We start from the raw sequence: 23,604 nt of genomic DNA on the forward strand, positions 1-23,604 counted from the left end.
CTCACCCGGCACAACTCGTCGCGGTGCCGTGTATTCCCGCGAGACCGGTGTACCCGATCCGCGGCCTGTCCCCATGCTCGCACACCACGGGCGGTGCTTCATGCGAGCGCGCTCACCCCGCCGTCACGTCGAGCTCCGCTCCGCTCCGTCTCCCGGGGGTCGGTTGCCCCACCGCCGGGCCACGCCCTCGGCCAGGTCCGCGAGGCGGGCGGCGGGGTCGGCCAGCGCCGACTCGACCGATCCCGCGTCGGCGGCGACCGAGTAGGCCCCCTCGAGCCCGGCCTCGAGCGCCTGGTTGCCGCCGATGTGCACCTGCCCGGCCAGCGCGATGCACGGCACCCCGTGCTCGCGGGCCCGCGCGGCGACGACGGAGACGAGCTTGCCGTGCAGCGACTGCTCGTCGAGGGCGCCCTCGCCGGTGACGACCAGGTCCGCGCGCTCCATGGCCGCGTCCAGCCCGGCGACGTCGCGGACGAGCTCCCCGCCGGGCACGCGGGTGGCCCCCAGCGCGGCGAGGGCGGCGCCCAGGCCCCCCGCCGCACCCGCGCCGGGCTGCGTCGCGAGACCGGGGAGCCCGCACTCCTCCCCCAGCACGCCGCCCCAGGTGGCGAGGGCCGCGTCGAGAGCGGCGACGGTGTCCTCGTCGGCGCCCTTCTGGGGCCCGAACACCGCCGCGGCGCCCTCGGGACCGGTGAGGACGTGGTCGACGTCGGCGGCGACGACCAGCTCGACGCCCGCCAGACGCTCGCGGACCCCCGGCAGCCCGACCAGGCGCGTCACCGACGCCAGCCCCGCCCCGCCGTCGGGCACCGGGTGGCCGCGGTCGTCGAGGGGCTCGGCACCCAGCGCCGCGAGCATGCCGGCGCCGCCGTCGGTGCAGGCCGAACCGCCGAGACCGACGACGATCCGCGCCGGCTCCCGCGCGAGCGCGCCGGCCACCAGCTCGCCGACTCCCCGGCTCGTCGCGGCCGCCGCCGTCGCCGGGGTGCGCTCGGGCACCAGGTGCAGCCCGCACGCCGACGCCGACTCGACATACGCGGTCCCGTCCAGTTCCAGCCACGTCGCTGTCGTCGGCTCCCCCAGCGGGCCCGTGACCTCGACGTCGTGACGGGTGCCGCCGCGCGCCGTGTGCAGGACCTCCACGAAGCCGGTGCCGCCGTCCGCGAGCGGCAGCAGCACGGTCGTGTCGGCCGGATGCGCGCGCGCCCAGCCCTCCGCCATCGCCGTCGCGGCCTCGGCGGCGGTGAGACTGCCGCCGAAGGAGTCAGGGGCGAGCAGGACGCGCATGCCGATCACGGTAGGGGGTCGGGCCGGAGACGAAGCTTGCGGAGCTCGACCATCGATGCGGTGCCCTATCCTGGGCGGCGTGAAGTTCCTGCGCCGCGGCACCGCCTCCTCCGAGTCCTCCGACGCCCCCGCGACGGACGAGACCGAGGACCGCGAGAGCGTCGTGGTCGGCGAGCGGGTGCGGTCGCAGACCGCGGGCAAGGGCCGCCCGACGCCGTCTCGCCGCGACGCGGAGGGCAAGAAGCGCGGCCCGGTCGCGCCGGCGCCCAAGACCCAGCGCGAGGCGATCAAGCGCGCCCGCACGATGCGCGGCAGCAAGGAGGAGCGCCGCGCGGCCTCCGCCGATCGCCGCAAGCGCATGATGGCCGGCGACGACAAGGTGCTCATGCCCCGCGACCGCGGGCCCGCCCGGGCCTACGCGCGCGACATCGTCGACGGCCGGCGCAACCTCATGGGCCTGTTCATGCCCCTCGCGGTGGTCATCTTCGTCACCGTGATCGTCCCGGTCCCCGCCGTGCAGACCGCGGGCAGCCTGATCTGCCTGATCATGCTCGTGATGATGGCCCTCGAGGGCGTGCTGCTCGGCCGCCTCGTCGTGTCGAAGGTGCGCGCGAAGTTCCCGGACGAGCAGGTCGGCGGCCTCTCGTACGGCTGGTACGCCTTCACGCGGGCCACCCAGATCCGCAAGCTGCGGATGCCGGCGCCGCGGGTGGCGCGCGGCACGGCGGTCGACTGACGGGTGGCCTGATCTCCCGCGTCCTCGTCCTCGGCGGCACCCGCTCGGGCAAGTCTGCGTACGCCGAGGCCCTGCTCGACACCGACGCGCCCGCCCTCTACGTGGCGACGGCGCGCGGCGTCGACCCGGCCGCCGACCCCGAGTGGGCCGACCGCGTCGCCGTCCACCGCGCCCGCCGCCCCGCCGGGTGGCGGACCGCCGAGGACGCCGACGTCCCCGCCGTCCTGAGGGGCGCGCCCGCCGACCCGGTGCTCGTCGACGACCTCGCCACCTGGGTGACCGGCCTGCTCGACGACGCGGGCTGGGAGCGCGACGCGCCGTCGGTGTCGGCCGCCCGCGCGGACCTCGTCGCCGCCGTCGAGGGGTTCGCCGGGAGGCTGGTGCTCGTGTCCGCCGAGGTCGGGCTGGGCGTCGTGCCCTCGACGAGCGCGGGCCGGCGCTTCCGCGACGAGCTGGGCGCGCTCAACCAGGAGCTCGCCGCGGTGTGCGACGAGGTGTGGCTGCTGGTGGCCGGGGTGCCGCTGCGACTGCGGTGAGACCTCTGGATACCGTCGTCGGCGTGCAGCCCGCGACCTCGACCGCCTCGTCGAACGCCGTGGCGCCCCCCGACGAGACCGCCCGCCGCGAGGCCCTGTCGGCGCTGCCCGGCGGCAGCTACGGGCGTCTCGAGGAGCTCGCGGCGTGGCTCGCCGCCTGCCAGGGCCGGGCGCCGGCCCGCGCGCCGCGGCGGGTGCGGGCTGTGCTGTTCGCCGCCGACCACGGGATCGCCGCCGCCGGGGTGTCCGCGCACGCGCCCACCGAGACCGCGGCCCGGGTCGCGGCCGCGCGCGACGGCTCCTCGCCGGTCTGCCGCTTCGCCGAGACGGCGGGGGCCGGGCTGCGGGTCGTCGACGTGGGCCTCGCCGCGCCCGCGACCGGTGACGCCCGGGATGACCGCGCCGTCGTCCGGGGCGGCGGGCGCCTCGACCGCGAGGACGTCCTCACCGAGGAACAGGCCGCCGCCGCGGTGCGCGCGGGCCGGGAGGTGGCCGACGAGGAGGTCGACGAGGGCGCCGACCTGCTCGTCGCCGGCGAGCTGGGGGTCGGCGTGAGCACCCCGACGGCCGTGCTCGGGGCGTCGATGACGGGCCGCGAACCGGTGGCGGTGGTGGGACGCGGCAGCGGGATCGACGACCGCGTGTGGATGGTGAAGGCCGCCGCGGTGCGTGACGGGCTGTGGCGCGCCCGGTCGGTGCGCCGGGACCCGCAGGGGCTCCTGCGCGTCGCGGGCGGGGCGGACCTCGCCGCGCTCGTGGGCTTCCTCGCTCAGGCCGCCCGCCGGCGCACCCCGGTGCTGCTCGACGGCGCCGCGACGGCCGTGGCCGCGCTGCTCGCCGACACCGGAGCGCCCGGCGCGCGCGCCTGGTGGGTCGCCGGGTCGCGGTGCACCGAGCCCGCCCAGGCCCTCGCGCTCGACGTCCTCGGCCTCGAACCGCTGCTCGACCTGCAGATGCGCGCCGGGCAGGGCACGGGCGCGCTCACGGCGGTCGGGCTGGTGCGCGCGGCCGTCGCTGCTACGCCCTGATGCTGCGCGCCGGCGTCGCCCTCGCGGTCGCCATGTTCACCGTCGCGCCGGTGCGGGCCTCGCGGATCGACCGGCCGGCGGCGGCGGTCGCGCTGGCCGTGGTGCCGGTGGTCGGCGTGGTCCTCGGCGCGCTCCTCGGCGCGGCCGCGGCGGGTCTCGTCGCCCTCGGCGCGCCCGAGGTGCTCGGGGGCCTCGTCGCCGTCGGGCTCGGCGCCCTGGCCACCCGGGGCCTGCACCTCGACGGGCTCGCCGACCTCGCCGACGGCCTCGGCAGCCACGGCGACGCCGCCCGCACGCTCGCCGTGATGCGGGACCCGGGCACCGGGGCGTTCGCGGTGGTCTGGCTGGTCGTGGTGCTCGGCGTGCAGGCCACGGCGTTCGGGGCGCTCGCGGAGCGGGGGCTGGTCGTGGCCGTGGTCGGCGGAGCCCTCGCCCTGGGCCTCGGGCGCGCCGCCTTCGCGTGGATCGCCCGCCGCGGGGTACCGGCGGCGTCGCCCGACGGCCTCGGCGCGCTGGTCGCCGGGACCCAGCCGGCGTGGGTCGCGCCGGCGTGGGCGGCGGTGCTCGCGGCGGGCGCGTTCCCGGTGCTGGGCTGGCGCGCGCCGGTGGGCGCCCTGCTCGCCGGGGTCGTCGTCGTGCTCGCGGCCGCCCACGCGCGCCGGCGCCTCGGCGGCGTCTCGGGCGACGTGTTCGGCGCCTGCGCGGAGCTCGCCGCCACCGCCGCCCTGATCGTGCTCGCGACCGGCGGTTAGCAGCGAAGCGCCCTCAGGCGAGCTTCGACATCCACCCGCGCGGGTCCGGGGCCGCGCCGCGCTGGATGGCGGTGAGGCGGTCGCGCAGGCGGTGGGTCATCGGGCCGGGCGTGCCGTCGCCGATGTCGTATCCGCCGCCCTCGTGCTTCACCGTGCCGACCGGCGTGATCACCGCGGCCGTGCCGCACGCGAACACCTCGGTGAGGTGGCCCGCGGCGACCTCCTTCTCCAGCTCGTCGGTGGAGATCCGGCGCTCGGTGACCGTGGCGCCCTCCTCCTGCGCGAGCTCGAGCAGCGACCGGCGGGTCACGCCGGGCAGCAGCGAGCCCGAGAGCTCGGGGGTGACGACCTCGACCGCGCCCGAGGAGTCGGTGAACACGAAGAACAGGTTCATGCCCCCCATCTCCTCGATCCACCGGTGCTCGAAGCCGTCGAGCCACACCACCTGGTCGCACCCCTGCGCCGACGCCTGGGCCTGCGCGGCGAGCGAGGCCGCGTAGTTGCCGCCGCACTTCGCCTCGCCGGTGCCGCCGGGCACCGCGCGCACGTAGTCGGTGGACAGCCACACGGTCACCGGGGCCAGGCCGCGCGGGAAGTAGGCGCCCGCCGGGGACGCGATGAGGAGGTAGAGGTACTCCTCGCTGGGCCGCACCCCCAGGCCCGACGACGACCCGATCATGAACGGGCGCAGGTACAGCGAGTCCTCGCCGCCCGCGGCCGGCACCCAGCGGTGGTCGACCGCGATGAGCTCGTGCAGCGAGTCGAGGAACAGGTCCTCGGGCAGCGGGGGCATCGCGAGCCGCTCGGCCGAGCGGGCCATCCGGTCCGCGTTGGCCGCGGGGCGGAAGGCGTGCACCGAGTCGTCGGCCCAGCGGTAGGCCTTGAGCCCCTCGAAGATCGTCTGGCTGTAGTGCAGGACGACGGAGGCGGGGTCCATCGACAGCGGCTGGTACGGCCCGACGGTGGCGTCGTGCCAGCCGCGGGCGGCGTCCCAGGAGATCGTGATCATGTGGTCGGTGAAGAACTTCCCGAACCCGGGCGCGGCGAGTACCTCCGCCACACGCTCCGCGGACGCCGGGGCGGGGTGCGGGGTGTGGGCGAAGGTCGTACTCATGAGGTCAGCCTAGACGTCGGGGGAAGGCCGAGCGCGGACCGCGTCACCAGCCCCGTGACCCGTCCGTCGCGCACCACCCAGGCGACCTCGCCGTCCCCGACGATCTCCCGGACGGCCTCGATCCCCTCCCCCGCGCCGACGCTCGGCGGCGCCGGGCGGGCGTGCGCGGCGACGGCGTCGCCGGCGGGCAGCCCGTCGAGGTCGCGGGCCGCGAGCGCCCCCAGGATCTCCGCGGGCGCGGCGGTCCCGGCCTCGCGGTCGTGGGACACGGGCACCGGGCCGGGGACGCCGGCGAGCACCTGCCGGGCCCGCGCGACCGTCCACGACGCGCGCAGCACAGGGAGGTCCACCGCCAGCTCGCCCACGGACCCCGGCTCGTCGGTGAACCCCAGCCGGCGCAGCCACCCGTCGTCGAAGTACTTCGACAGGTACGCCCGGCCGGAGTCGGGCGCGACGACCACGACGACGTCGTCGGGCCCCAGGTCGCGGGCCACCCGCAGCGCCCCGGCCACGGCCGTCGCCGACGACCCGCCCAGGAGCAGGCCCTCCTCGCGGGCCAGGCGGCGGGCGGTCACCATCGTCGTGCGGTCGTCGACGCGCACGATCTCGTCGGCGACGCTCCGGTCCCAGTTCTCCGGCCAGGCGTCGTCGACGGTGTCGGGGTGGACGTAGTGCCCGATCGCCTCGACGTAGTACGGGCTGCCGTCCCCGCCGCCGTAGGCCGAGTTCTCGGGGTCGACGCCGACGACGCGCACCGGACCGAGGTCCTTGAGCGCCGCGCCGGTGCCCGAGAGCGTCCCGCCCGTCCCGATGCCGGCGACGAGGCACGTCACCGCGCCGCCGGTCTGGGCCCAGATCTCGGGCGCGGTGGTGTCGCGGTGGGCCTGCGGGTTGGCGGGGTTGCCGTACTGGTCGGCGAGCCAGCCGCCCGGCGTCTCGGCGGCGACGCGGGCGGCGAGGTTGACGACGTGGCGCGGGTCGTCGCCCGGCAGCCCGCCCGGGGTCAGCACGACCTCGGCGCCGTACGCCCGGAGCGCGGCGATCTTCTCGGCCGCCGTCGTGTCCGGGACGACGATCAGCGTCCGGTAGCCGAGGTACCCGCCGACGAGCGCCAGCCCGATCCCGGTGTTGCCCGAGGTGCCCTCGACGATCACCCCGCCGGGCCGCAGGTCCCCCGACCGCTCGGCGGCGCGGACCATCGCCAGGGCCGCGCGGTCCTTCACGCTGCCGCCGGCGTTGAGCCACTCGGCCTTGACGTAGATGCGCGGGGCCAGCCCCTCGGCGACCCGCCGGAGGCGGATCAGCGGGGTGGCCCCGATGGCGTCGAGCACCGACTCGTGCACCGCTCCGGACACGGCTCGTGTCTACACGTCAGGATGGCGTCGTGACGTTCCCCGGCTTCGGCGACGCGGTCGTCGACTTCTACGAGGGTCTCGAGGCCGACAACACCAAGGCGTACTGGACCGACAACAAGGCGGTCTACGACGAGCAGGTGCGGGCACCGATGCTCGCGCTGCTCGCCGACCTCGAGGCGGAGTTCGGCGCGGGCAAGGTGTTCCGCCCCTACCGCGACGTGCGGTTCGCGGCCGACAAGACGCCCTACAAGACTCAGTGCGGGGCCACCGCCGGGCCGCACTACGTCCAGGTCTCCGCCGACGGCCTCATGATGGCCGGCGGGTACTACCGGATGACCTCGGCGCAGGTCGCCCGCTTCCGCGCGGCGGTGGACGACGCCCGGCACGGCCCGGCGCTCGAGGAGATCGTCGACGGCCTGCGGGCCGACGGGTTCACGATCGGCGGCGAGCAGCTGAAGTCCCGCCCGCGCGGCGTCGACCCCGCGCACCCGCGCCTCGCGCTGCTGCGCCACAAGAGCCTGTTCGCCTGGTACTCGTGGCCGCCCTCGGACGAGCTCCACAGCCCGGAGCTCGCCGACCGCGTCGCGACGACCTGGCGCCGGCTCGCGCCGCTGGGTCAGTGGCTCGACGACCACGTCGGCGTCGACCTCGACGACACCGCCGAGCGCCCGGGCGGCCGCCGGTCCCGTACGTGAGCACTTTCCGGCGCTATAGGGTCGGAAAGTACTCACGAGGGGATGGGGTCGCTCTCCCAGTCGCGCAGGTTGACCTGGTCGCACTCGAGGGCGAACTCGTCGATCTCCTCCGGCGAGGCGCCGCGGGCGAGGCGTTCGGCGAGGCCGCGGAAGTAGTGCTCGCGCGGGTACCGCGACGCCGGCGAGCCGGGCACGAACAGGATGAGGAAGCGAGCCTGCTCGTCGCCCGCCGCGCGGAAGGCGTGCACGCCGTTGACGGGCACGTGGGCGAAGTCGCCGCTGCCCAGCACCTGCCACTCCCGCCCGCTCATCACCGCGAGCCGCCCGGAGATCACCCAGAAGGCCTCGGTGAACCCCGTGTGGTAGTGCGGCACGGCACCCATCCGTCCCGGTTCGGCGGCGCTCTCGAACAGCCCGTAGCCGCCGCCGGTGACGTCGCCGGGCGCGAGGAAGATCGCCGGGCCCGCCTGCTCGGCCTGCGAGCGGAAGCGGAAGACGCCGGGGTCGGACGTGGGAAGGCTCACCCCGGCATCCTCACCGCACGTGCGAGGCCACGAAAGGCGGTTTGACGATCTCGCACTCGAGCGAGCGGCCACGGACGTCGATCGCCACGACGTCGCCCTCGTCGAGACCCGCGGCGGTGTCGAGCAGCGCGAGCGCGATGCCGGTCTTGAGCGTCGGGGAGAAGGTGCCCGAGGTGGTCTCGCCGACGACCTCGTCACCCCGCTTGACCGACATGTGCCCCCGCGGCACTCCGCGCCCGGTGGCCCGCAGGCCCCACGACCGGCGGCGCGGCCCGGCCTCCCGCTCGGCGGCCAGGGCCTCGCGGCCCCAGAACGTGTCCTTCTTCCAGCCCACCGCGAACCCGCACCGGGCCTGCAGCGGCGTGATGTCCGGGCCGAGGTCCTGGCCGTGCAGCGGCAGCCCGGCCTCGGTGCGCAGGGTGTCGCGGGCGCCGAGGCCGGCGGGCAGGCCGCCCTGCTCGGCGACGGCGGCGGCCAGCGCGTCCCACAGCTCCCCGGCCCCGTCGGCCGGCGCGATGAGCTCGTAGCCGCGCTCGCCGGTGTAGCCCGTCCGGCACACGCGCACAGGGCGTCCGGACCACTCCGCGTCCACGAACGCCATGTAGTCCTGGTCCGCCGGCAGGCCCAGCGCGGCCAGCACCTCCGGCGACCGCGGCCCCTGCACCGCGAGCACGACGTGCGCGTCGTGCTCGTCGGCGATCGTGATCCCGTCCGGCGCGACGTCGGCGAGCTGCCGGCCGACCCCCGCCGAGTTGGCGGCGTTGGGCACCGCGAACACCTCGTCGGGGCCGACCAGGTAGAGGATGAGGTCGTCGATCACCCCGCCGTCCCCGGCGCAGCACAGCGTGTACTGCGCCTGGCCCGGCCCGATGCGGGTGAGGTCGTTGGTCAGGCAGCGGTCGACGAACGCCGCCGCGCCCGGGCCGCTGATCCGGACCTTGCCGAGGTGGCTGACGTCGAAGAGGCCGACGGACTCGCGCGTCGCCGTGTGCTCGGCCACCGTGCCCGAGTACTGGACGGGCATCTCCCAGCCGCCGAAGGGGGCGAACGAGGCCCCGAGGGCGACGTGTCGGTCGTGCAGCGGGCTACGGCGAGCGTCGGTCACGGTGTCGGACACCCGCGGCACGGTAACCGAGCGCGTCCGGTCCTAGCATGTGATCGACACCGCCGACCTGGGGAGAGACCGCACGTGAGCAGCACCCCCGCCCTCGAGCTCCTCGGCGCCACGCCGGGCCCCGACGCCCTCACCGACGTCGACGCCCTCGTCGTCGGCGTCCGCCCCGGTGAGGGTGGTGCGGATCCCGCCGTGGCGGGCGACACGGCCGTGCTCGGCGAGCTGGCCGGCGAGCTCCCCGCGCTCGTCGCCCTCCTGGGCGGCACCGGGAAGGCCGGGGAGGTCACCCGGGTGCCGACGCGCGGGGCGATCGGCGCCGCGCAGGTGCTCGCGGTCGGCCTGGGCAAGGAGCCGGGCGCCGACACGGCGGGCGAGGCCCCCGACCTCGCCGAGCAGGTCCGCCGCGCCGCCGGTGTCGCCGCGCGCACCCTGCACGGGCACGCCGCGCACGTCGTCACCACGCTCCCGACGCTGGACCTGGCCGCGACGGTCGAGGGCACGCTGCTCGGCGACTACGCCTTCACCGAGTACAAGAAGGACCCCGAGACCGCGCCGACCGCGCTCGCCCGCGTCGGGCTGGTCGGCGGCGGTGACGGTGCCGGGGACGAGGCCGTCGTGACCCGCGCGACCACCGTCGCCCGCTGGGTCACCGCCGCCCGCGACCTCGTCAACACCCCGCCCAACGACCTCTACCCCGACGCCTTCGCGCAGCGCGCGAGGGCCCTCGCCGAGGGCGCGGGCGTCACCGTCGAGATCCTCGACGAGACGCAGCTCGCGGAGGCCGGGTTCGGCGGCGTCCTGGGCGTCGGCGGCGGGTCCTCGCGGCCGCCGCGCCTGGTCCGGCTGACCTACAGCCCCGCGAACCCGTCGAAGAAGGTCGCGCTGGTCGGCAAGGGCATCACGTTCGACACCGGCGGCATCTCGATCAAGCCGGCGGCGAACATGGACCACATGACCTCGGACATGTCCGGGGCCGCGGGCGTCGTCGCCGCGACCTGCCTGGCCGCCGAGCTCGGGCTCGACGTCGAGGTCGTCGCCACCGTCCCGATGGCCGAGAACATGCCCTCGGGCACCGCGTACCGCCCCGGTGACGTGCTGACGATGTACGGCGGCACCACCGTCGAGGTCCTCAACACCGACGCCGAGGGCCGGCTGATCCTCGGCGACGCGATCGCCCGCGCCTGCGAGGACTCCCCCGACTACCTGCTCGAGACCTCCACGCTGACCGGCGCCCAGCTGGTCGCGCTCGGCGCGCGCACCCCGGGCGTCATGGGCACCGACGCCTTCCGCGACCGCGTCGCCGCGCAGGCGGTGGCCGCCGGCGACGGCGGCTGGGCGATGCCGCTGCCCGAGGAGCTGCGCGGCGACCTCGACTCGCGCGTCGCCGACCTCGCCAACGTCACCAACCACCGCTTCGGCGGCATGCTCGTCGGCGGCATCTTCCTGCGCGAGTTCGTCGCCGACGGCGTGCCGTGGGTGCACCTCGACATCGCGGGCCCGGCCTTCAACACCGGCGGCCCGCACGGGTACACCCCCAAGGGCGGGACCGGCGTCCCCGTGCGCACGATCGCGGCCGTGCTCGACGACATCGCCCGCCAGGGCTGATCGGCGGGCGAGCGCCTCGGGCGAGGTGGAAGGATGAAGCCGGACATCGCCCCGCCGGAGTCACCGCTCCGCCGCGGGGCCACCGCACGCCACACGCCGACGCGGGAGTAGCAGCAGTGAGCGACACGTACGACGTCATCATCCTCGGAGCCGGGTCGGGCGGTTACGCCTGCGCCTTCCGGGCCGCGGAGCTCGGCCTGTCGGTCGCGCTGGTGGAGAAGGACAAGGTCGGCGGCACCTGCCTGCACCGCGGCTGCATCCCCACCAAAGCCCTCCTGCACGCCGCCGAGGTGGCCGACTCGGCGCGCGAGGGCGAGCAGTTCGGCGTCAAGAGCTCGCTGTCGGGCATCGACATGAGCGGCGTCAACTCCTACAAGGACAACGTCGTCGCCCGCCTCTACAAGGGCCTGCAGGGCCTGGTGAAGGCCAACAAGGTCACCCTGATCGAGGGCGCCGGCAAGCTCGTCGGCCAGGACACCGTCGAGGTCGACGGGCAGCGCTACCAGGGCCGCAACATCGTCCTGGCCTCCGGCTCGTACTCGAAGACGCTGCCCGGCCTCGAGCTCGGCGGCCGCGTGCTCACCTCCACCGAGGCCATCAACCTCGACTACGTGCCCGAGCGGGTCGTCGTCCTCGGCGGCGGCGTCATCGGCGTCGAGTTCGCGAGCGTGTGGAAGAGCTTCGGCTCGGAGGTCACGATCGTCGAGGCGCTGCCGAACCTCGTGCCCAACGAGGACGAGTTCCTCTCCAAGCAGCTCGAGCGCCAGTTCCGCAAGCGCAAGATCGCGTTCAAGACCGGTACGAAGTTCACCGGCGTCACGCAGACCTCCGACACGGTGACGATCTCGCTGGAGACCGGCGAGCAGATCGAGGCCGACCTCCTGCTGGTCGCCGTCGGCCGCGGCCCCAACACCGCCGACCTCGGCTACGAGGAGAACGGCATCACGCTCGACCGCGGCTTCGTCCCGACCAACGACCGGCTGCACACCGGCGTCGGCAACATCTACGCCGTCGGCGACATCGTCCCCGGCCTGCAGCTGGCCCACCGCGGCTTCCAGCAGGGGATCTTCGTGGCCGAGGAGATCGCCGGGCTGCACCCGCCGGTGATCGACGAGAAGGGCATCCCGCGCGTCACGTACTGCGAGCCCGAGGTCGCGTCGGTCGGGCTCACCGAGGCGCAGGCCAAGGAGCTCTACGGCGACGTGAAGACGATGACCTACGACCTCGCCGGCAACGGCAAGTCGCAGATCCTCAAGACCGCCGGGGCGATCAAGCTCGTCAAGGGCGGCACCGCCGACGACGCCCCGGTGGTGGGCGTCCACATGATCGGCACCCGGATGGGTGAGCAGGTCGGCGAGGCCCAGTTGATCTACAACTGGGAGGCGCTCCCCGACGACGTCGCCAACCTCATCCACGCGCACCCCACGCAGAACGAGGCCCTCGGGGAGGCGCACCTCGCGCTCGCCGGCAAGCCCCTGCACAGCCACTCCTGACCCCGAGAGAACCCAGCGAGGAGTTCGAGCACGATGGCCTACTCCGTCCAGATGCCTGCTCTCGGGGAGAGTGTCACCGAGGGCACCATCACCCGGTGGCTCAAGCAGGAGGGCGACCACGTCGACGTCGACGAGCCCCTGCTCGAGGTGTCCACCGACAAGGTCGACACCGAGATCCCGTCGCCGCAGGCGGGCGTGCTGCAGCGGATCGTGGCGCAGGAGGACGAGACCGTCGAGGTCGGCGGCGAGCTCGCCGTGATCGGCGACGAGGGTGAGTCCGCGGGCGGGGGCGGCGCTCCCGCCCAGTCCGAGCCCCAGGCCGCACCCGAGCCGGAGCCGGAGCCTGCGCAGGAGTCCCAGCCCGAGCCGGCGCAGCAGCCCGAGCCCGAGCCCCAGCAGCCGCCGGCCGCGGCGGCGTCGTCGGGCGGGTCGTCCGGCGGCACGACGGTCGAGATGCCCGCGCTCGGCGAGTCGGTCACCGAGGGCACGGTGACCCGCTGGCTCAAGCAGGTCGGCGACACCGTCGACGTCGACGAGCCGCTGCTCGAGGTGTCCACCGACAAGGTCGACACCGAGATCCCGTCGCCGGTCGCCGGCACGGTCCTCGAGCTCAAGGCCGGCGAGGACGACACGGTCGAGGTCGGCGGTGCGCTCGCCGTCATCGGCGACGCCGGGTCCGGCGGCGCGTCCGCGGCCCCGGCCCAGGAGGCCCAGGAGGCCCAGGAGGCCCAGCCGGCGCAGGAGGCCCAGCCGGCGCAGGAGGCGCAGCCGGAGCCCGAGCCGCAGCAGCAGCAGCCGTCCCAGCAGCAGCCCGCCGAGCCGGTCGCCGCGTCCGGGGCCGACGACTACGTCTCCCACGAGACCCAGCAGTCCACCACCGCGAGCGGGCCGGCGAACGCGGGCGCGCTCCAGCCGCGCGAGGACGCCGCGGGCAGCAACGGCTCGTCGGCGCCCGAGCAGGAGTCCGGCTCGCCGTACGTCACGCCGCTGGTGCGCAAGCTCGCCGCCGAGCGCGGCGTCGACCTCTCGTCGCTGACCGGCACGGGCGTCGGCGGGCGGATCCGCAAGCAGGACGTCGTCAAGGCGGCCGACGAGAAGGACCAGCAGGCGGCCCCGGCCGCCGACAGCCCGGCCCAGGCCGCGCCGTCGGGCGGCTCCGGCACCGGGTCGGTGCACGGCGGCGAGGTGCAGAAGCCGGCGGCCGCCGGCGCGCGCGGCTCGTCGGGCCCGCCCGCGGCGGACACCTCCGGGCTGCGCGGCACCACGCAGAAGATGTCGCGTCGCCGGCAGACGATCGCCAAGCGCATGGTCGAGTCGCTGCAGGTCTCCGCGCAGCTCACGACGGTCGTCGAGGCCGACGTCACCCGGATCGCCCGGCTGCGCGACCGCGTGAAGGGCGACTTCCAGAAGCGCGAGGGCGTGAAGCTCTCGTTCCTGCCGTTCATGGCGCTGGCCACGGTGGAGGCGCTCAAGGCGCACCCCGCGGTGAACGCCTCGATCGACACCGAGAAGAGCGAGGTCACCTACCACGGCGCGGAGCACCTGGGCATCGCCGTGGACTCGCCGGCCGGGCTGATCGTGCCGGTGATCCACGACGCCGGTGACCTCAACCTGGCCGGGCTCGCCCGCAAGATCGCGGACGTGGCGGAGCGCACCCGCACGAACAAGATCACCCCGGACGAGCTGGCCGGTGGCACCTTCACGATCACCAACACCGGCTCGCGCGGGGCGCTGATCGACACGCCGATCATCAACCAGCCCCAGGTCGGCATCCTGGGCACCGGCGCGGTCGTCAAGAAGCCGGTCGTGCTCCAGGACGACTCCGGCGGCGACGTCATCGCGGTGCGCTCCACGGCGTACCTGTGCCTGTCCTACGACCACCGGATCGTCGACGGCGCCGACGCCGCCCGCTTCCTCACCACCGTCAAGGACCGCCTCGAGGGCGGCGCCTTCGAGGGCGAGCTGGGGATCTAGCCCGCGCGTCCCTGTTCTGACCGAAGGGCACCTTCGCTCGATCTATGCGAGCGAAGGTGCCCTTCGGTCGTCCCGGGCTCGCCGCCGACGTTCCGGCCGAGGTCACCCCTCGCCCGTCTATCCGACCGTAGGGGCCCTTCGGTCGGAACCGGACCGGCCTCACCCGACCCCGGGTCGCGGCGGGGCGGACACTCCGCGACGATCACCCCATGCGCGTCGTCATCGCCGGGTCCTCCGGGCTCATCGGCTCCGCCCTGGTCCCGCGCCTGCGGGAGGCCGGCCACGAGGTCGTCCGCCTGGTGCGGCGGACCCCGCAGGCCCCCGACGAGCGGGGCTGGGACCCCGCCGCCGGCCATCTCGCGCCGGGTGCGCTGGAGGGTGCCGACGCCGTGGTCAACCTGTGCGGCGCGGGGATCGGCGACAAGCGCTGGACCGGCGCGCGCAAGCAGGAGCTCCGCGACAGCCGCATGATCCCCACCGACGTGCTCGCGCGCGCCGTCGCCGAGCACGACATCCCGATCATGGTGAGCGGGTCGGCGGTCGGCTGGTACGGCGACACCGGGGCGATGGCCGTCGACGAGACCGCGCGCCGCGGCCAGGGCTTCCTCGCCGACCTCTGCCGCGACTGGGAGGCGGCCACCGCGCCGGCGTCCGAGGCCGGCGCGCGCGTCGTGCTGGTGCGCACCGGGCTCGTGCTCTCGCCGTCGGGCGGGCTGATGGGGCGGATCAAGCCGCTGTTCCAGTTCGGGCTCGGCGGGCGGCTGGGCTCCGGCTCGCAGTTCTGGCCGTGGATCTCCCTCGACGACGAGGTCGGCGCGATCGTCCACGCGCTCGAGCACGACACCGTCGCCGGCCCGATGAACGCCACCGGCCCCGACCCCGTCAGCAACGACGAGTTCACCCGGGTGCTGGCCGAGCAGATCCACCGCCCGGCGCCGTGGGTGGTGCCCGGGTTCGCGATGCGCACGGTGCTCGGCGAGTTCGCCGACGAGGGCGTGCTGGTCAGCCAGCGGGTCGTGCCCGGGGTGCTGGAGCGCGAGGGCTTCGTGTTCCGCCACGCCACGCTCGCCGAGGCCCTGCACGCGGCGCTGGACGGATGAGCACCGGCGACGCGCAGCGGGGCGGAGCCGGAGCGTCGACGCTGCCCGACGCGGTCGACGTCGTCGTGGTCGGCGCCGGGCTCGCGGGCCTGCGCGCGGCGCAGACGGTCGCGCGGGCGGGGCGCTCGGTGGTCGTGTGCGAGGCCGGCGACGGGGTGGGTGGCCGGGTGCGCACCGACCTCGTCGACGGCTTCCTCGTCGACCGCGGGTTCCAGATCCTCAACACCTCCTACCCGGCGCTGCGCGCGGCCGTCGACCTCGACGCCCTCGACCTGCGCCGCTTCACCCCCGGCGCCGCGGTGCGCGACGGCGACGGGCGCCTGCACCGGCTCGCCGACCCCCGCCGCGTCCCCACCTGGGCTCCGCGCACCGCGCTCGACCGGCTGCTCGGGCCCGGCGACAAGGCCCGCATCGGCGCGCTGACCCTGCGCTCGCTGGTCGTCCCACCGGCCCGCCAGGCCCGCGCGCCGGAGCGGTCGACCGCCGACGAGCTGGCGCGCTGGGGCCTGGGCGGCACGCCGACCGAGACGTTCCTGCGCCCGTTCCTCGCGGGCGTGCTGGGTGACCGCGACCTGGAGACGTCGTCGCGGGTGTTCTCCCTGTTCTGGCGCAGCTTCGCCCGCGGGGACCTGACCCTGCCCTCGCGCGGCATCGGCGCCGTGCCCGCCCAGCTCGCGGCGCGCCTGCCCGCCGGGACGGTGGTCGTCGACACGCCCGTCGAGCGGGTCGCGCCCGGCCGGGTGGAGACGGCGCGGGGCGCCGTGCGGGCCGGCGCGGTGATCGTCGCGACGGAGGGCACGTCCGCGTCCGCGCTGCTGGCCGGGCGGGTGCCGCCGCCACGGACGTTCGCGCTGACCACGACCTACCACGTCACCGCGGAGCCGCCGACGCGCCGGCCGCTGCTCCACCTCGACGGGGCGGGCGGGCCGGTCGTCAACACGATGGTGCTCACCGCGGCCGCGCCGTCCTACTCCCCCGACCACCGCCACCTCGTCGCCAGCACCGTGCTCGGCGCCGAGCCGCTGCCGGGGTCCGAGCTGCGCGCCGAGCTGACGCGCATCTGGGGCACGCCGGTCGGGGCGTGGGACGAGCTCGCGACGGTGCGGGTGCCGCACGCACTGCCCGCCGCGGTGCCGCCGACCCCCGAGGGGCTGCGCCGCCCCGTCGACGTCGGCGACGGCCTCTTCGTCGCCGGGGACCACCGGGACACCCCGTCGACCCAGGGCGCGCTGGTCAGCGGGCGGCGGACCGCGCAGGAGGCGCTGCGGTTCCTCGCCCGGGACGCGTAGCGCAGCGGAGCCGGACCCGTCTGCGTCGGGGTAGCGTCGGGGTCGTGAGTCGCTCCAGTCGCGCCGCCGGCGAGCCGGTCGAGGTCCACGAGCTCGGCACCGTCGACTACCTCGAGGCCTGGGAGCGCCAGCGCGCGCACGCCGACGCGCGGGTCGCGGGCACGGGGCCGGACGTCCTGCTGCTGCTCGAGCACCCGTCGGTCTACACGGCCGGGCGCCGCACGCTGCCCGAGGAGAAGCCCCTCGACGGCACGCCGGTGATCGACGTCGACCGCGGCGGGAAGATCACCTGGCACGGCCCGGGGCAGCTCGTCGGCTACCCGATCATCGGTCTCGCCGAGCCGGTCGACGTCGTCGAGCACGTCCGGCGCCTCGAGCAGGCGCTCATCGCCGTGTGCGACGGCCACGGCCTCACCGTCGGGCGGATCGACGGCCGCAGCGGTGTCTGGCTCCCCGCCGACGACCGCGGCCCCGCCCGCAAGATCGCCGCGATCGGCGTCCGGGTGGCCCGCGGGGTGACGCTGCACGGGTTCGCGATCAACGCCGACCCGGACCTCGCCGCGTTCGGGGCCATCGTGCCGTGCGGCATCCGCGACGCCGGCGTCACCAGCCTCACCGCGGAGCTCGGGCGCCACGTGACCGTCGACGGGATCCGCGACGAGGTGCGCGACGCCGTGCTGGCGGCCCTCGACGGCACCCTCGAGATCACCGACCGCACCCTGCCGGCGCCCGCGGCCGGCGAGGCGCAGGACGTCACCGTCGGCGGTCTCACCGTGCGCGTGGGCGCCGCGCGCTGACCCACCCCGGCGGCCTTGACAGGCCGGCGGCGACGACGCGACTGTGCGCGTGATCACACCGTCGTGAGGAGATCGCCGTGGACGTGTCCGTCGCCTTCCCGACCGCGCTGAGCTCGCCGGACGACATCGCGCTCGCCGAGGAGCTGGGCTACGCCCGGGCCTGGGTCTACGACACCCCGCAGCAGAGCCCGGACGTCTGGATGACCCTCGCGCTCGCCGCCGAGCGCACCGAGCGGATCGGGCTCGGGCCGGGCGTGCTGGTGCCGACCCTGCGCCACCCGATGACCAACGCGGCCGCCACGGCGACCCTCGCGGCGCTCGCCCCGGGCCGCGTCGCCGTCGCGTTCGGCACCGGGTTCACCGGACGCCGCGCGATGGGCTACCGCGCGATCCCCTGGTCGTTCATGGACGCCTACATCCGCACCTACCGCGCGCTGCTGCGCGGCGAGGTCGTCGAGTGGGAGGGCGCGCAGATGCAGATGCTCCACCCCGACGGCCACGCCCCGGCGCGTCCCGTCGACGTGCCCGTGCTCGTCGGGGCGCTCGGACCCAAGGGCGACGCGGTCGCGCGCGAGCTCGGCGACGGGCTGTACGTCACCCTCGCGCAGCCGGACTTCATGTCGGCGTACGCCTGGGTGCCGTACCTGGCCTGGGGCACGGTGCTCGACGAGGACGAGGCGCAGGACTCCGACCACGCCAAGGTCGCCGCCGGACCGGGCTGGGCGCTCGCCTACCACGGCGCCTACGAGTTCGGCGGGCCCGAGGCGGTGCGCGGGCTGACGGGCGGCGACGCGTGGATGGACACGGTCGAGAAGGCACCGGACGGTCGGCGGCATCTCGCGGTGCACGTCGGGCACTGCGTGGACCTCAACGACGCCGACCGCGCCGCCTGGGACGCCGGCGGGCACGTGATGCTGCGCGACGCGACGCTGTCGGGCACACGCAGCGAGGTCCGCGACCGCCTCGACGAACTCGCCGGGAACGGCGTCACCGAGATCGTCTTCCAGCCGTGCGGGCCCGACACCCGCCGCGAGCTCGAACGCTTCCACGACGCCGCGACCTCGCGGTGATCGACGGAAGAATACGGACGTTGAGTGTCAGCGTCCTACTGAGCACGCCGACAGGGCCACGTCGCTGACACCGGGCTACAGCTGCGGGGCCACCTCGGAGGCGACGAGGTCGAGGTGGTCGAGGTCGGAGAGGTCGAGCACCTGCAGGTAGACGCGGTGCAGGCCCGCGCGCTCGACGAAGGTGCCGAGCTTGTCGACCAGCTCGGACGGCGTGCCCGCGAGGCCGCTGGCGCGGAGCTCGCCCGGGTCGCGGCCGATGGCGGCGGCGCGGCGGGCGACCTCGGTGTCGTCGCGGCCGACGCACACGACCTGCGCGGTGGAGCGGGTCAGCGTCGCCGGGTCGCGGTCGAGCTCGCGGCACGCGGCATCCACGCGCTCCTGGCCGGACACGATCTCGTCGAGGCCCGCGAAGGGCATGTTGAACTCGTCGGCGAAGGTGGCGGCGAGCCGGGGCGTCCGGCGAGGGCCGTTGCCGCCGACGATGATCGGCGGGTGCGGCGTCTGCGCCGGCTTGGGCAGGCCGGGGCTGTCGTCGAACGTGTAGTGCTCGCCGTGGTGGGTGAACTTGACCCCCACCGGCGTGCGCCACGACCCCGTGAGGATCTCCAGCTGCTCGGTGAGGATGGAGAACCGCTCGGACACCGACGGGAACGGGATGCCGTACGCGCGGTGCTCGGCCTCGTACCACCCCGTGCCGATGCCGAGCTCGACGCGCCCCCCGGACATCTGGTCGACCTGACCCACCGCCACGCCGAGCGGGCCCGGCAGCCGGAACGTGGCCGCTGTCATCAGCGTCCCGAGGCGGATGGTGCGCGTCTCGCGGGCGAGTGCGGCGAGCGTCACCCACGCGTCGGTCGGTCCGGGCAGGCCGTTGGCGTCGCCCATCGCGAGGTAGTGGTCGGACCGGAAGAAGGCGTCGAACCCCGCGTCCTCGGCCGCGCGCGCCACACGGAGCAGGTCATCATAGGCGGCGCCCTGCTGCGGCTCGGTGAAGATCCGGAGGTCCACACGATCAGGGTAGTCCGGTAGGTCACGTCCGAACCGTCCCCCGGGGGTCGCGTCCGACGGACCGCGTCGCCCGTGCGGCGTAGGGTCGGGGACGTGACGGTCGCCCCACGCCAAGATCTCGGTGAAGGACGGAAGATGTTGCGGCTCGAGGTCCGCAACTCCCAGACGCCCATCGAGCGCAAGCCGGAGTGGATCCGCACGCGCGTGGCCACCGGACCGAACTTCACCGAGCTCAAGGGCCTGGTGAAGGGCTCCGGTCTCGCCACCGTGTGCGAGGAGGCCGGCTGCCCGAACATCTTCGAGTGCTGGGAGGACCGCGAGGCCACCTTCCTCATCGGTGGCGAGCAGTGCACCCGCCGCTGCGACTTCTGCCAGATCGACACCGGCAAGCCCTCCCCGCTCGACGTGCTCGAGCCGCGCAAGGTCGCCGAGTCCGTCCGGCAGATGGGCCTGCGCTACTCCACGATCACCGGCGTCGCGCGCGACGACCTCGACGACGGCGGCTCCTGGCTCTACGCCGAGACCGTGCGCCAGGTGCACGAGCTGAACCCGGGCACCGGCGTCGAGCTGCTCATCCCCGACTTCGACGGCCGCCCCGACCAGCTCGGCCCCGTCTTCGACGCCGCCCCCGAGGTGCTCGCGCACAACCTCGAGACCGTCCCGCGCATCTTCCGGCGCATCCGGCCGGGGTTCCGCTACGAGCGCTCCCTCGACGTGATCCGCCAGGCGCGGGCCGCCGGGCTCGTGACCAAGTCGAACCTCATCCTCGGCATGGGCGAGACCCCCGAGGAGGTCACCGGCGCGATGCAGGACCTCCACGACGCCGGCTGCGAGCTCCTCACGCTCACCCAGTACCTGCGCCCGTCCGTGCGCCACCACCCCGTGGAGCGCTGGGTCAAGCCCGAGGAGTTCGTCGAGCACCGCGACGCCGCGATCGCGATGGGCTTCCCCGGCGTCATGGCCGGCCCGCTGGTGCGCTCGTCCTACCGGGCGGGGCGCCTCTACGCGCAGGCGAAGCTCGCGCGTGGCGAGGAGCTCCCCGCGGGCATGGCCGAGCTCGCCGAGGAGGGGCCCGCCCGCCAGGAGGTCGGCGAGGTGCTCGCGCGCACGCGCGGCTGAGACTCCGCGAGGAGGCCGTGACGTCCGCGTAGGGCAGAATGGGGCGCATGGCGAAGCAGGGCTCCGGCGCGGCGAGCAAGGAAGAGAAGAAGGCCGCGAAGCAGGCCGCCAAGGCGGCGCGCCGCGAGCGGTTCAGCCAGATCTGGCAGGCGTTCCAGATGCAGCGCCGCGAGGACAAGCTGCTCCTGCCGCTGATGATCGGCGCGGTCGTCGTCACCGCGCTGGTGCTGTTCGGCGTCGGCCTGCTCATCGGCCAGCAGTGGTTCCTGCTGCCCACCGGCATCCTGCTCGGCATCCTCCTCGCCGTGATCATCTTCGGTCGCCGCGTGCAGAAGAACGTCTACTCGAAGGCCACCGGCCAGCCCGGGGCCGCCGGGTGGGCGCTCGACAACATGCGCGGCCAGTGGCGCGTCACCCAGGCCGTGGCGGGCACCACCCAGCTCGACGCCGTGCACCGCGTCATCGGCCGGCCGGGCGTCGTCCTCGTCGCCGAGGGCGCCCCGCACCGCACCAAGAGCCTGGTCGCCCAGGAGAAGAAGCGGGTCGCGCGCATCATCGGCCAGGTGCCGATCTACGAGGTCATGGTCGGCGAGGAGGAGGGCCAGGTGCCCCTCGCCCGGCTCCAGCGCCACATGACCAAGCTGCCCCGCAACATCGACAAGTCCCAGATGGAGACCGTCGAGAAGCGCCTCGCCGCGCTGGCCAACCGGGCCGGGCCCGCGATGCCGAAGGGCCCGGTGCCGAAGAACGCGCAGCAGCTCAAGGGCATGCAGCGCACGGCGCGTCGGCGCTAGCGCGACCTGACCACGACCGTGCGGCTGGCACGGTCGTGGATGCCGCGCGAGTCGTGGTCGACGATCAGCGCCGGGATGACGAGGAACAGCGACGCGGTGCGCACCAGCGTCCACAGCAGGCCGACGCCCGGGCGCTCGGGCCGGTCGAGCCGCACCACCCGCATGCCCAGCAGCACCATCGCGGGCGTCGCGCCGACCACCGCCACCGGCACGACCATGAGGACCGCCCAGGTCAGCAGGCTCCAGTTCTGCGGGAGCGCCGGGTAGGTGAACAGCGCCGCGAGCACGCCCGCCAGCACCGCGTCGAGCAGGAACTGGGCGCCGCGCCGGCCCAACGTGGCCACCGACCCCGGGCCCTGCTCGGGCAGGCCGAGGCGCTCGCCGGGGTAGCTCTCGTCGGTGACCGCGGGGGGCGGCGTGCGCCGGACCGCACGCTCGTCCTCACGCTCCGTGGGTCGGGCCGTCGTGCGCCCCTCGCCGCCCGAGCCCTCCAGCCATTCCCGAAACCACGCCACCGTGACAGGCTACGGCGGCCGGGAGCGGGGGCGGTGCTGTCGTATCGGAGCCGACCGACCACCCAGCGCTCGTTAACTGCTGTGAAACATGCTGGTGACGACCGAGCAACAGCACCGACCTAGCGTCGGGATCACTCGGACCGGTCACGGTCGACGCCCCCGATCAGTGGGTACGGTGCGACCCGCTGACCACTCGACCCCCGTCGTCCCCGGCAAGCGTGTGAAGGAGCCACCGAGGGTGTTCAACAATCAGGACGAGGTCTTCAAGTACATCTCCGACGAGGGGGTGAAGTACGTCGACGTCCGCTTCTGCGACCTGCCGGGGCAGATGCAGCACTTCACCGTGCCGGCGTCGGAGTTCGACGAGGACGTCTTCACCACCGGGCTGGCCTTCGACGGTTCGTCGATCACGGGCTTCCAGAGCATCAACGAGTCGGACATGACGCTGCTGCCCGACGTGGCGACGTCGCGCATCGACCCGTTCCGGGCGCAGAAGACGCTGAACGTCAACTTCTTCGTGCACGACCCGCTGACCCTCGAGGCCTACAGCCGCGACCCGCGCAACGTCGCCCGCAAGGCCGAGAAGTTCCTCTCGACCGTCGACGTCGCCGACACCTGCTTCTTCGGCCCCGAGGCCGAGTTCTACATCTTCGACTCGGTCCGCTACGAGTCGAAGGCCAACGGCACCTCCTACGAGGTCGACTCGATCGAGGGCCACTGGAACACCGGCCGCGACGAGGTCGGCGGCAACAAGGGCTACAAGGTCAACATGAAGGGCGGGTACTTCCCCGTCGAGCCGACCGACCAGAGCTCCGACCTGCGCGCCGCCATCGGCACCAACCTCATGAACTCCGGCTTCGAGCTCGAGAAGCTGCACCACGAGGTCGGCACCGGCGGCCAGGCCGAGATCAACTACAAGTTCAACACCCTGCTGCACGCCGCGGACGACCTGCAGCTGTTCAAGTACATCGTCAAGAACACGGCGTGGCAGGCCGGCAAGACCGTCACCTTCATGCCGAAGCCGCTCGCCGGCGACAACGGCTCGGGCATGCACTGCCACCAGTCCCTGTTCAAGGGCGGCGAGCCGCTGTTCTACGACGCCAACGGCTACGCCGGGCTGTCGGACCTGGGCCGTCACTACATCGGCGGCATCCTGCACCACGCCCCGAGCCTGGTGGCGTTCACCAACGCCACGGCGAACTCGTACCACCGCCTGGTGCCCGGCTTCGAGGCCCCGATCAACCTGGTCTACTCGAACCGCAACCGCTCGGCGTGCGTCCGCATCCCGATCACCGGCGACAACCCGAAGGCCAAGCGGCTCGAGTTCCGCTGCCCCGACTCGTCGGGCAACCCGTACCTGTCGTTCGCCGCCATGATGATGGCCGGCCTCGACGGCATCCGGAACAAGATCGAGCCGCCGACGCCCGTCGACAAGGACCTCTACGAGCTGCCCCCGGAGGAGGCCGCCGAGATCGCGCAGGTCCCGGCCAGCCTCGACGCGGCGGTCAACAACCTCGAGGCCGACCACGACTACCTGCTCGAGGGCGGCGTGTTCACCTCGGACCTCATCGAGAAGTGGATCGAGCTCAAGCGCGACGACGTCACGGGCCTGCGGCTGCGTCCGCACCCGTACGAGTTCGAGCTGTACTACAACTGCTGAGTTCCCGAGCAGAGTCGACGGCCCGGTCACCCCGCGGGG

22 protein-coding genes are annotated in these 23,604 nt (G+C 74.6%); 15 read left to right on the forward strand and 7 right to left on the reverse strand.

The genetic code is table 11. The features are described 5' to 3' along the window. Positions 1 to 123: 123 nt before the first annotated feature. Positions 124 to 1,287: a glycerate kinase family protein gene (locus tag WCD58_RS12035; RefSeq protein WP_337703048.1), complete on the reverse strand. Its 1,164-nt coding sequence runs from the start codon at positions 1,285 to 1,287 to the stop codon at positions 124 to 126. 79 nt (positions 1,288 to 1,366) lie between these two features. Between WCD58_RS12035 and WCD58_RS12040 the strand changes: the two genes are divergently transcribed. From WCD58_RS12040 to WCD58_RS12055, 4 genes are read left to right on the forward strand one after another with little or no spacing between them, the layout of a single operon-like run. Further along, positions 1,367 to 2,023 (forward strand): DUF3043 domain-containing protein, encoded by a 657-nt coding sequence (locus tag WCD58_RS12040; protein WP_337703050.1) that lies wholly within the window; start codon positions 1,367 to 1,369, stop codon positions 2,021 to 2,023. Between the two features lie 8 nt (positions 2,024 to 2,031). Beyond that, the gene (gene cobU / locus WCD58_RS12045; RefSeq protein WP_337703577.1) at positions 2,032 to 2,559 is read left to right on the forward strand and encodes a bifunctional adenosylcobinamide kinase/adenosylcobinamide-phosphate guanylyltransferase; all 528 of its coding nucleotides are present in this window, start codon (positions 2,032 to 2,034) and stop codon (positions 2,557 to 2,559) included. 23 nt (positions 2,560 to 2,582) lie between these two features. Next, positions 2,583 to 3,587 carry a nicotinate-nucleotide--dimethylbenzimidazole phosphoribosyltransferase gene (locus tag WCD58_RS12050; protein ID WP_337703052.1) on the forward strand — a complete coding sequence of 335 codons (1,005 nt, stop codon included), beginning with the start codon at positions 2,583 to 2,585 and terminating at the stop codon, positions 3,585 to 3,587. Further along, a complete protein-coding gene (locus WCD58_RS12055) occupies positions 3,587 to 4,339 on the forward strand; it encodes an adenosylcobinamide-GDP ribazoletransferase (protein ID WP_337703055.1) in 753 nt (250 codons plus the stop codon). Before WCD58_RS12050 ends, WCD58_RS12055 begins: the two co-directional genes overlap by 1 nt. A gap of 13 nt (positions 4,340 to 4,352) precedes the next feature. Here WCD58_RS12055 and WCD58_RS12060 read toward each other — a convergent pair whose 3' ends face one another. Then, positions 4,353 to 5,453 (reverse strand): branched-chain amino acid aminotransferase, encoded by a 1,101-nt coding sequence (locus WCD58_RS12060; RefSeq protein ID WP_337703057.1) that lies wholly within the window; start codon positions 5,451 to 5,453, stop codon positions 4,353 to 4,355. Then, entirely contained in the window at positions 5,450 to 6,808 is a 1,359-nt protein-coding gene (locus WCD58_RS12065) for a PLP-dependent cysteine synthase family protein (protein WP_337703059.1), read from the reverse strand. Before WCD58_RS12065 ends, WCD58_RS12060 begins: the two co-directional genes overlap by 4 nt. Positions 6,809 to 6,837: 29 nt before the next feature. Here WCD58_RS12065 and WCD58_RS12070 point away from each other — a divergent pair, with 29 nt between their 5' ends. Continuing rightward, positions 6,838 to 7,503, forward strand: coding sequence for a DUF2461 domain-containing protein (locus tag WCD58_RS12070; protein ID WP_337703061.1), 666 nt, complete (start codon positions 6,838 to 6,840; stop codon positions 7,501 to 7,503). Between the two features lie 32 nt (positions 7,504 to 7,535). Here the strand turns inward: WCD58_RS12070 and WCD58_RS12075 are convergent, their stop codons facing one another. Together WCD58_RS12075 and gcvT are read right to left on the reverse strand one after the other, a co-directional pair. Then, positions 7,536 to 8,027, reverse strand: coding sequence for a cupin domain-containing protein (locus WCD58_RS12075; RefSeq protein WP_337703062.1), 492 nt, complete (start codon positions 8,025 to 8,027; stop codon positions 7,536 to 7,538). Positions 8,028 to 8,037: 10 nt separating this feature from the next. Then, a complete protein-coding gene (gene gcvT, locus WCD58_RS12080) occupies positions 8,038 to 9,144 on the reverse strand; it encodes a glycine cleavage system aminomethyltransferase GcvT (RefSeq protein WP_337703064.1) in 1,107 nt (368 codons plus the stop codon). Between the two features lie 72 nt (positions 9,145 to 9,216). Between gcvT and WCD58_RS12085 the strand changes: the two genes are divergently transcribed. The 7 genes from WCD58_RS12085 to WCD58_RS12115 all read left to right on the forward strand — a co-directional run bounded on the left by WCD58_RS12085 (position 9,217) and on the right by WCD58_RS12115 (position 18,469). Next, positions 9,217 to 10,746, forward strand: a complete 1,530-nt coding sequence (locus WCD58_RS12085; RefSeq protein WP_337703066.1) for a leucyl aminopeptidase — start codon at positions 9,217 to 9,219, stop codon at positions 10,744 to 10,746. Between the two features lie 116 nt (positions 10,747 to 10,862). Next, the gene (gene lpdA, locus WCD58_RS12090; RefSeq protein WP_337703068.1) at positions 10,863 to 12,239 is read left to right on the forward strand and encodes a dihydrolipoyl dehydrogenase; all 1,377 of its coding nucleotides are present in this window, start codon (positions 10,863 to 10,865) and stop codon (positions 12,237 to 12,239) included. 33 nt (positions 12,240 to 12,272) lie between these two features. Then, positions 12,273 to 14,213 carry a 2-oxoglutarate dehydrogenase, E2 component, dihydrolipoamide succinyltransferase gene (gene sucB, locus WCD58_RS12095; RefSeq protein ID WP_337703070.1) on the forward strand — a complete coding sequence of 647 codons (1,941 nt, stop codon included), beginning with the start codon at positions 12,273 to 12,275 and terminating at the stop codon, positions 14,211 to 14,213. Between the two features lie 209 nt (positions 14,214 to 14,422). Further along, entirely contained in the window at positions 14,423 to 15,313 is an 891-nt protein-coding gene (locus WCD58_RS12100; protein WP_337703072.1) for a TIGR01777 family oxidoreductase, read from the forward strand. Then, on the forward strand, positions 15,310 to 16,602 hold the full coding sequence (locus tag WCD58_RS12105; RefSeq protein ID WP_337703074.1) for an NAD(P)/FAD-dependent oxidoreductase: 1,293 nt from the start codon (positions 15,310 to 15,312) through the stop codon (positions 16,600 to 16,602). The genes WCD58_RS12100 and WCD58_RS12105 overlap by 4 nt, the downstream gene beginning before the upstream one ends. Before the next feature lie 44 nt (positions 16,603 to 16,646). Continuing rightward, on the forward strand, positions 16,647 to 17,399 hold the full coding sequence (lipB, locus tag WCD58_RS12110; RefSeq protein WP_337703076.1) for a lipoyl(octanoyl) transferase LipB: 753 nt from the start codon (positions 16,647 to 16,649) through the stop codon (positions 17,397 to 17,399). A gap of 77 nt (positions 17,400 to 17,476) precedes the next feature. Beyond that, a complete protein-coding gene (locus tag WCD58_RS12115) occupies positions 17,477 to 18,469 on the forward strand; it encodes an LLM class flavin-dependent oxidoreductase (RefSeq protein WP_337703078.1) in 993 nt (330 codons plus the stop codon). A gap of 75 nt (positions 18,470 to 18,544) precedes the next feature. Here WCD58_RS12115 and WCD58_RS12120 read toward each other — a convergent pair whose 3' ends face one another. Beyond that, positions 18,545 to 19,477 carry an LLM class F420-dependent oxidoreductase gene (locus WCD58_RS12120; protein WP_337703080.1) on the reverse strand — a complete coding sequence of 311 codons (933 nt, stop codon included), beginning with the start codon at positions 19,475 to 19,477 and terminating at the stop codon, positions 18,545 to 18,547. Positions 19,478 to 19,612: 135 nt separating this feature from the next. Here WCD58_RS12120 and lipA point away from each other — a divergent pair, with 135 nt between their 5' ends. Next, positions 19,613 to 20,596 carry a lipoyl synthase gene (gene lipA, locus WCD58_RS12125; protein ID WP_337703082.1) on the forward strand — a complete coding sequence of 328 codons (984 nt, stop codon included), beginning with the start codon at positions 19,613 to 19,615 and terminating at the stop codon, positions 20,594 to 20,596. 47 nt (positions 20,597 to 20,643) lie between these two features. Beyond that, the gene (locus tag WCD58_RS12130) at positions 20,644 to 21,390 is read left to right on the forward strand and encodes a DUF4191 domain-containing protein (RefSeq protein WP_337703084.1); all 747 of its coding nucleotides are present in this window, start codon (positions 20,644 to 20,646) and stop codon (positions 21,388 to 21,390) included. Here WCD58_RS12130 and WCD58_RS12135 read toward each other — a convergent pair. After that, complete coding sequence (locus WCD58_RS12135; RefSeq protein WP_337703086.1) at positions 21,387 to 21,905, reverse strand: RDD family protein; 519 nt, start codon at positions 21,903 to 21,905, stop codon at positions 21,387 to 21,389. The two genes, WCD58_RS12130 and WCD58_RS12135, sit on opposite strands and share 4 nt — an antisense overlap. A 238-nt stretch (positions 21,906 to 22,143) precedes the next feature. On the opposite strand from WCD58_RS12135, the gene glnA reads away from it, so the two are divergent. Continuing rightward, entirely contained in the window at positions 22,144 to 23,565 is a 1,422-nt protein-coding gene (glnA, locus tag WCD58_RS12140) for a type I glutamate--ammonia ligase (protein WP_337703088.1), read from the forward strand. Positions 23,566 to 23,604: the final 39 nt, after the last annotated feature.

The organism is Actinomycetospora flava, assembly GCF_037400335.1.
Classification (GTDB): domain Bacteria; phylum Actinomycetota; class Actinomycetes; order Mycobacteriales; family Pseudonocardiaceae; genus Actinomycetospora; species Actinomycetospora flava.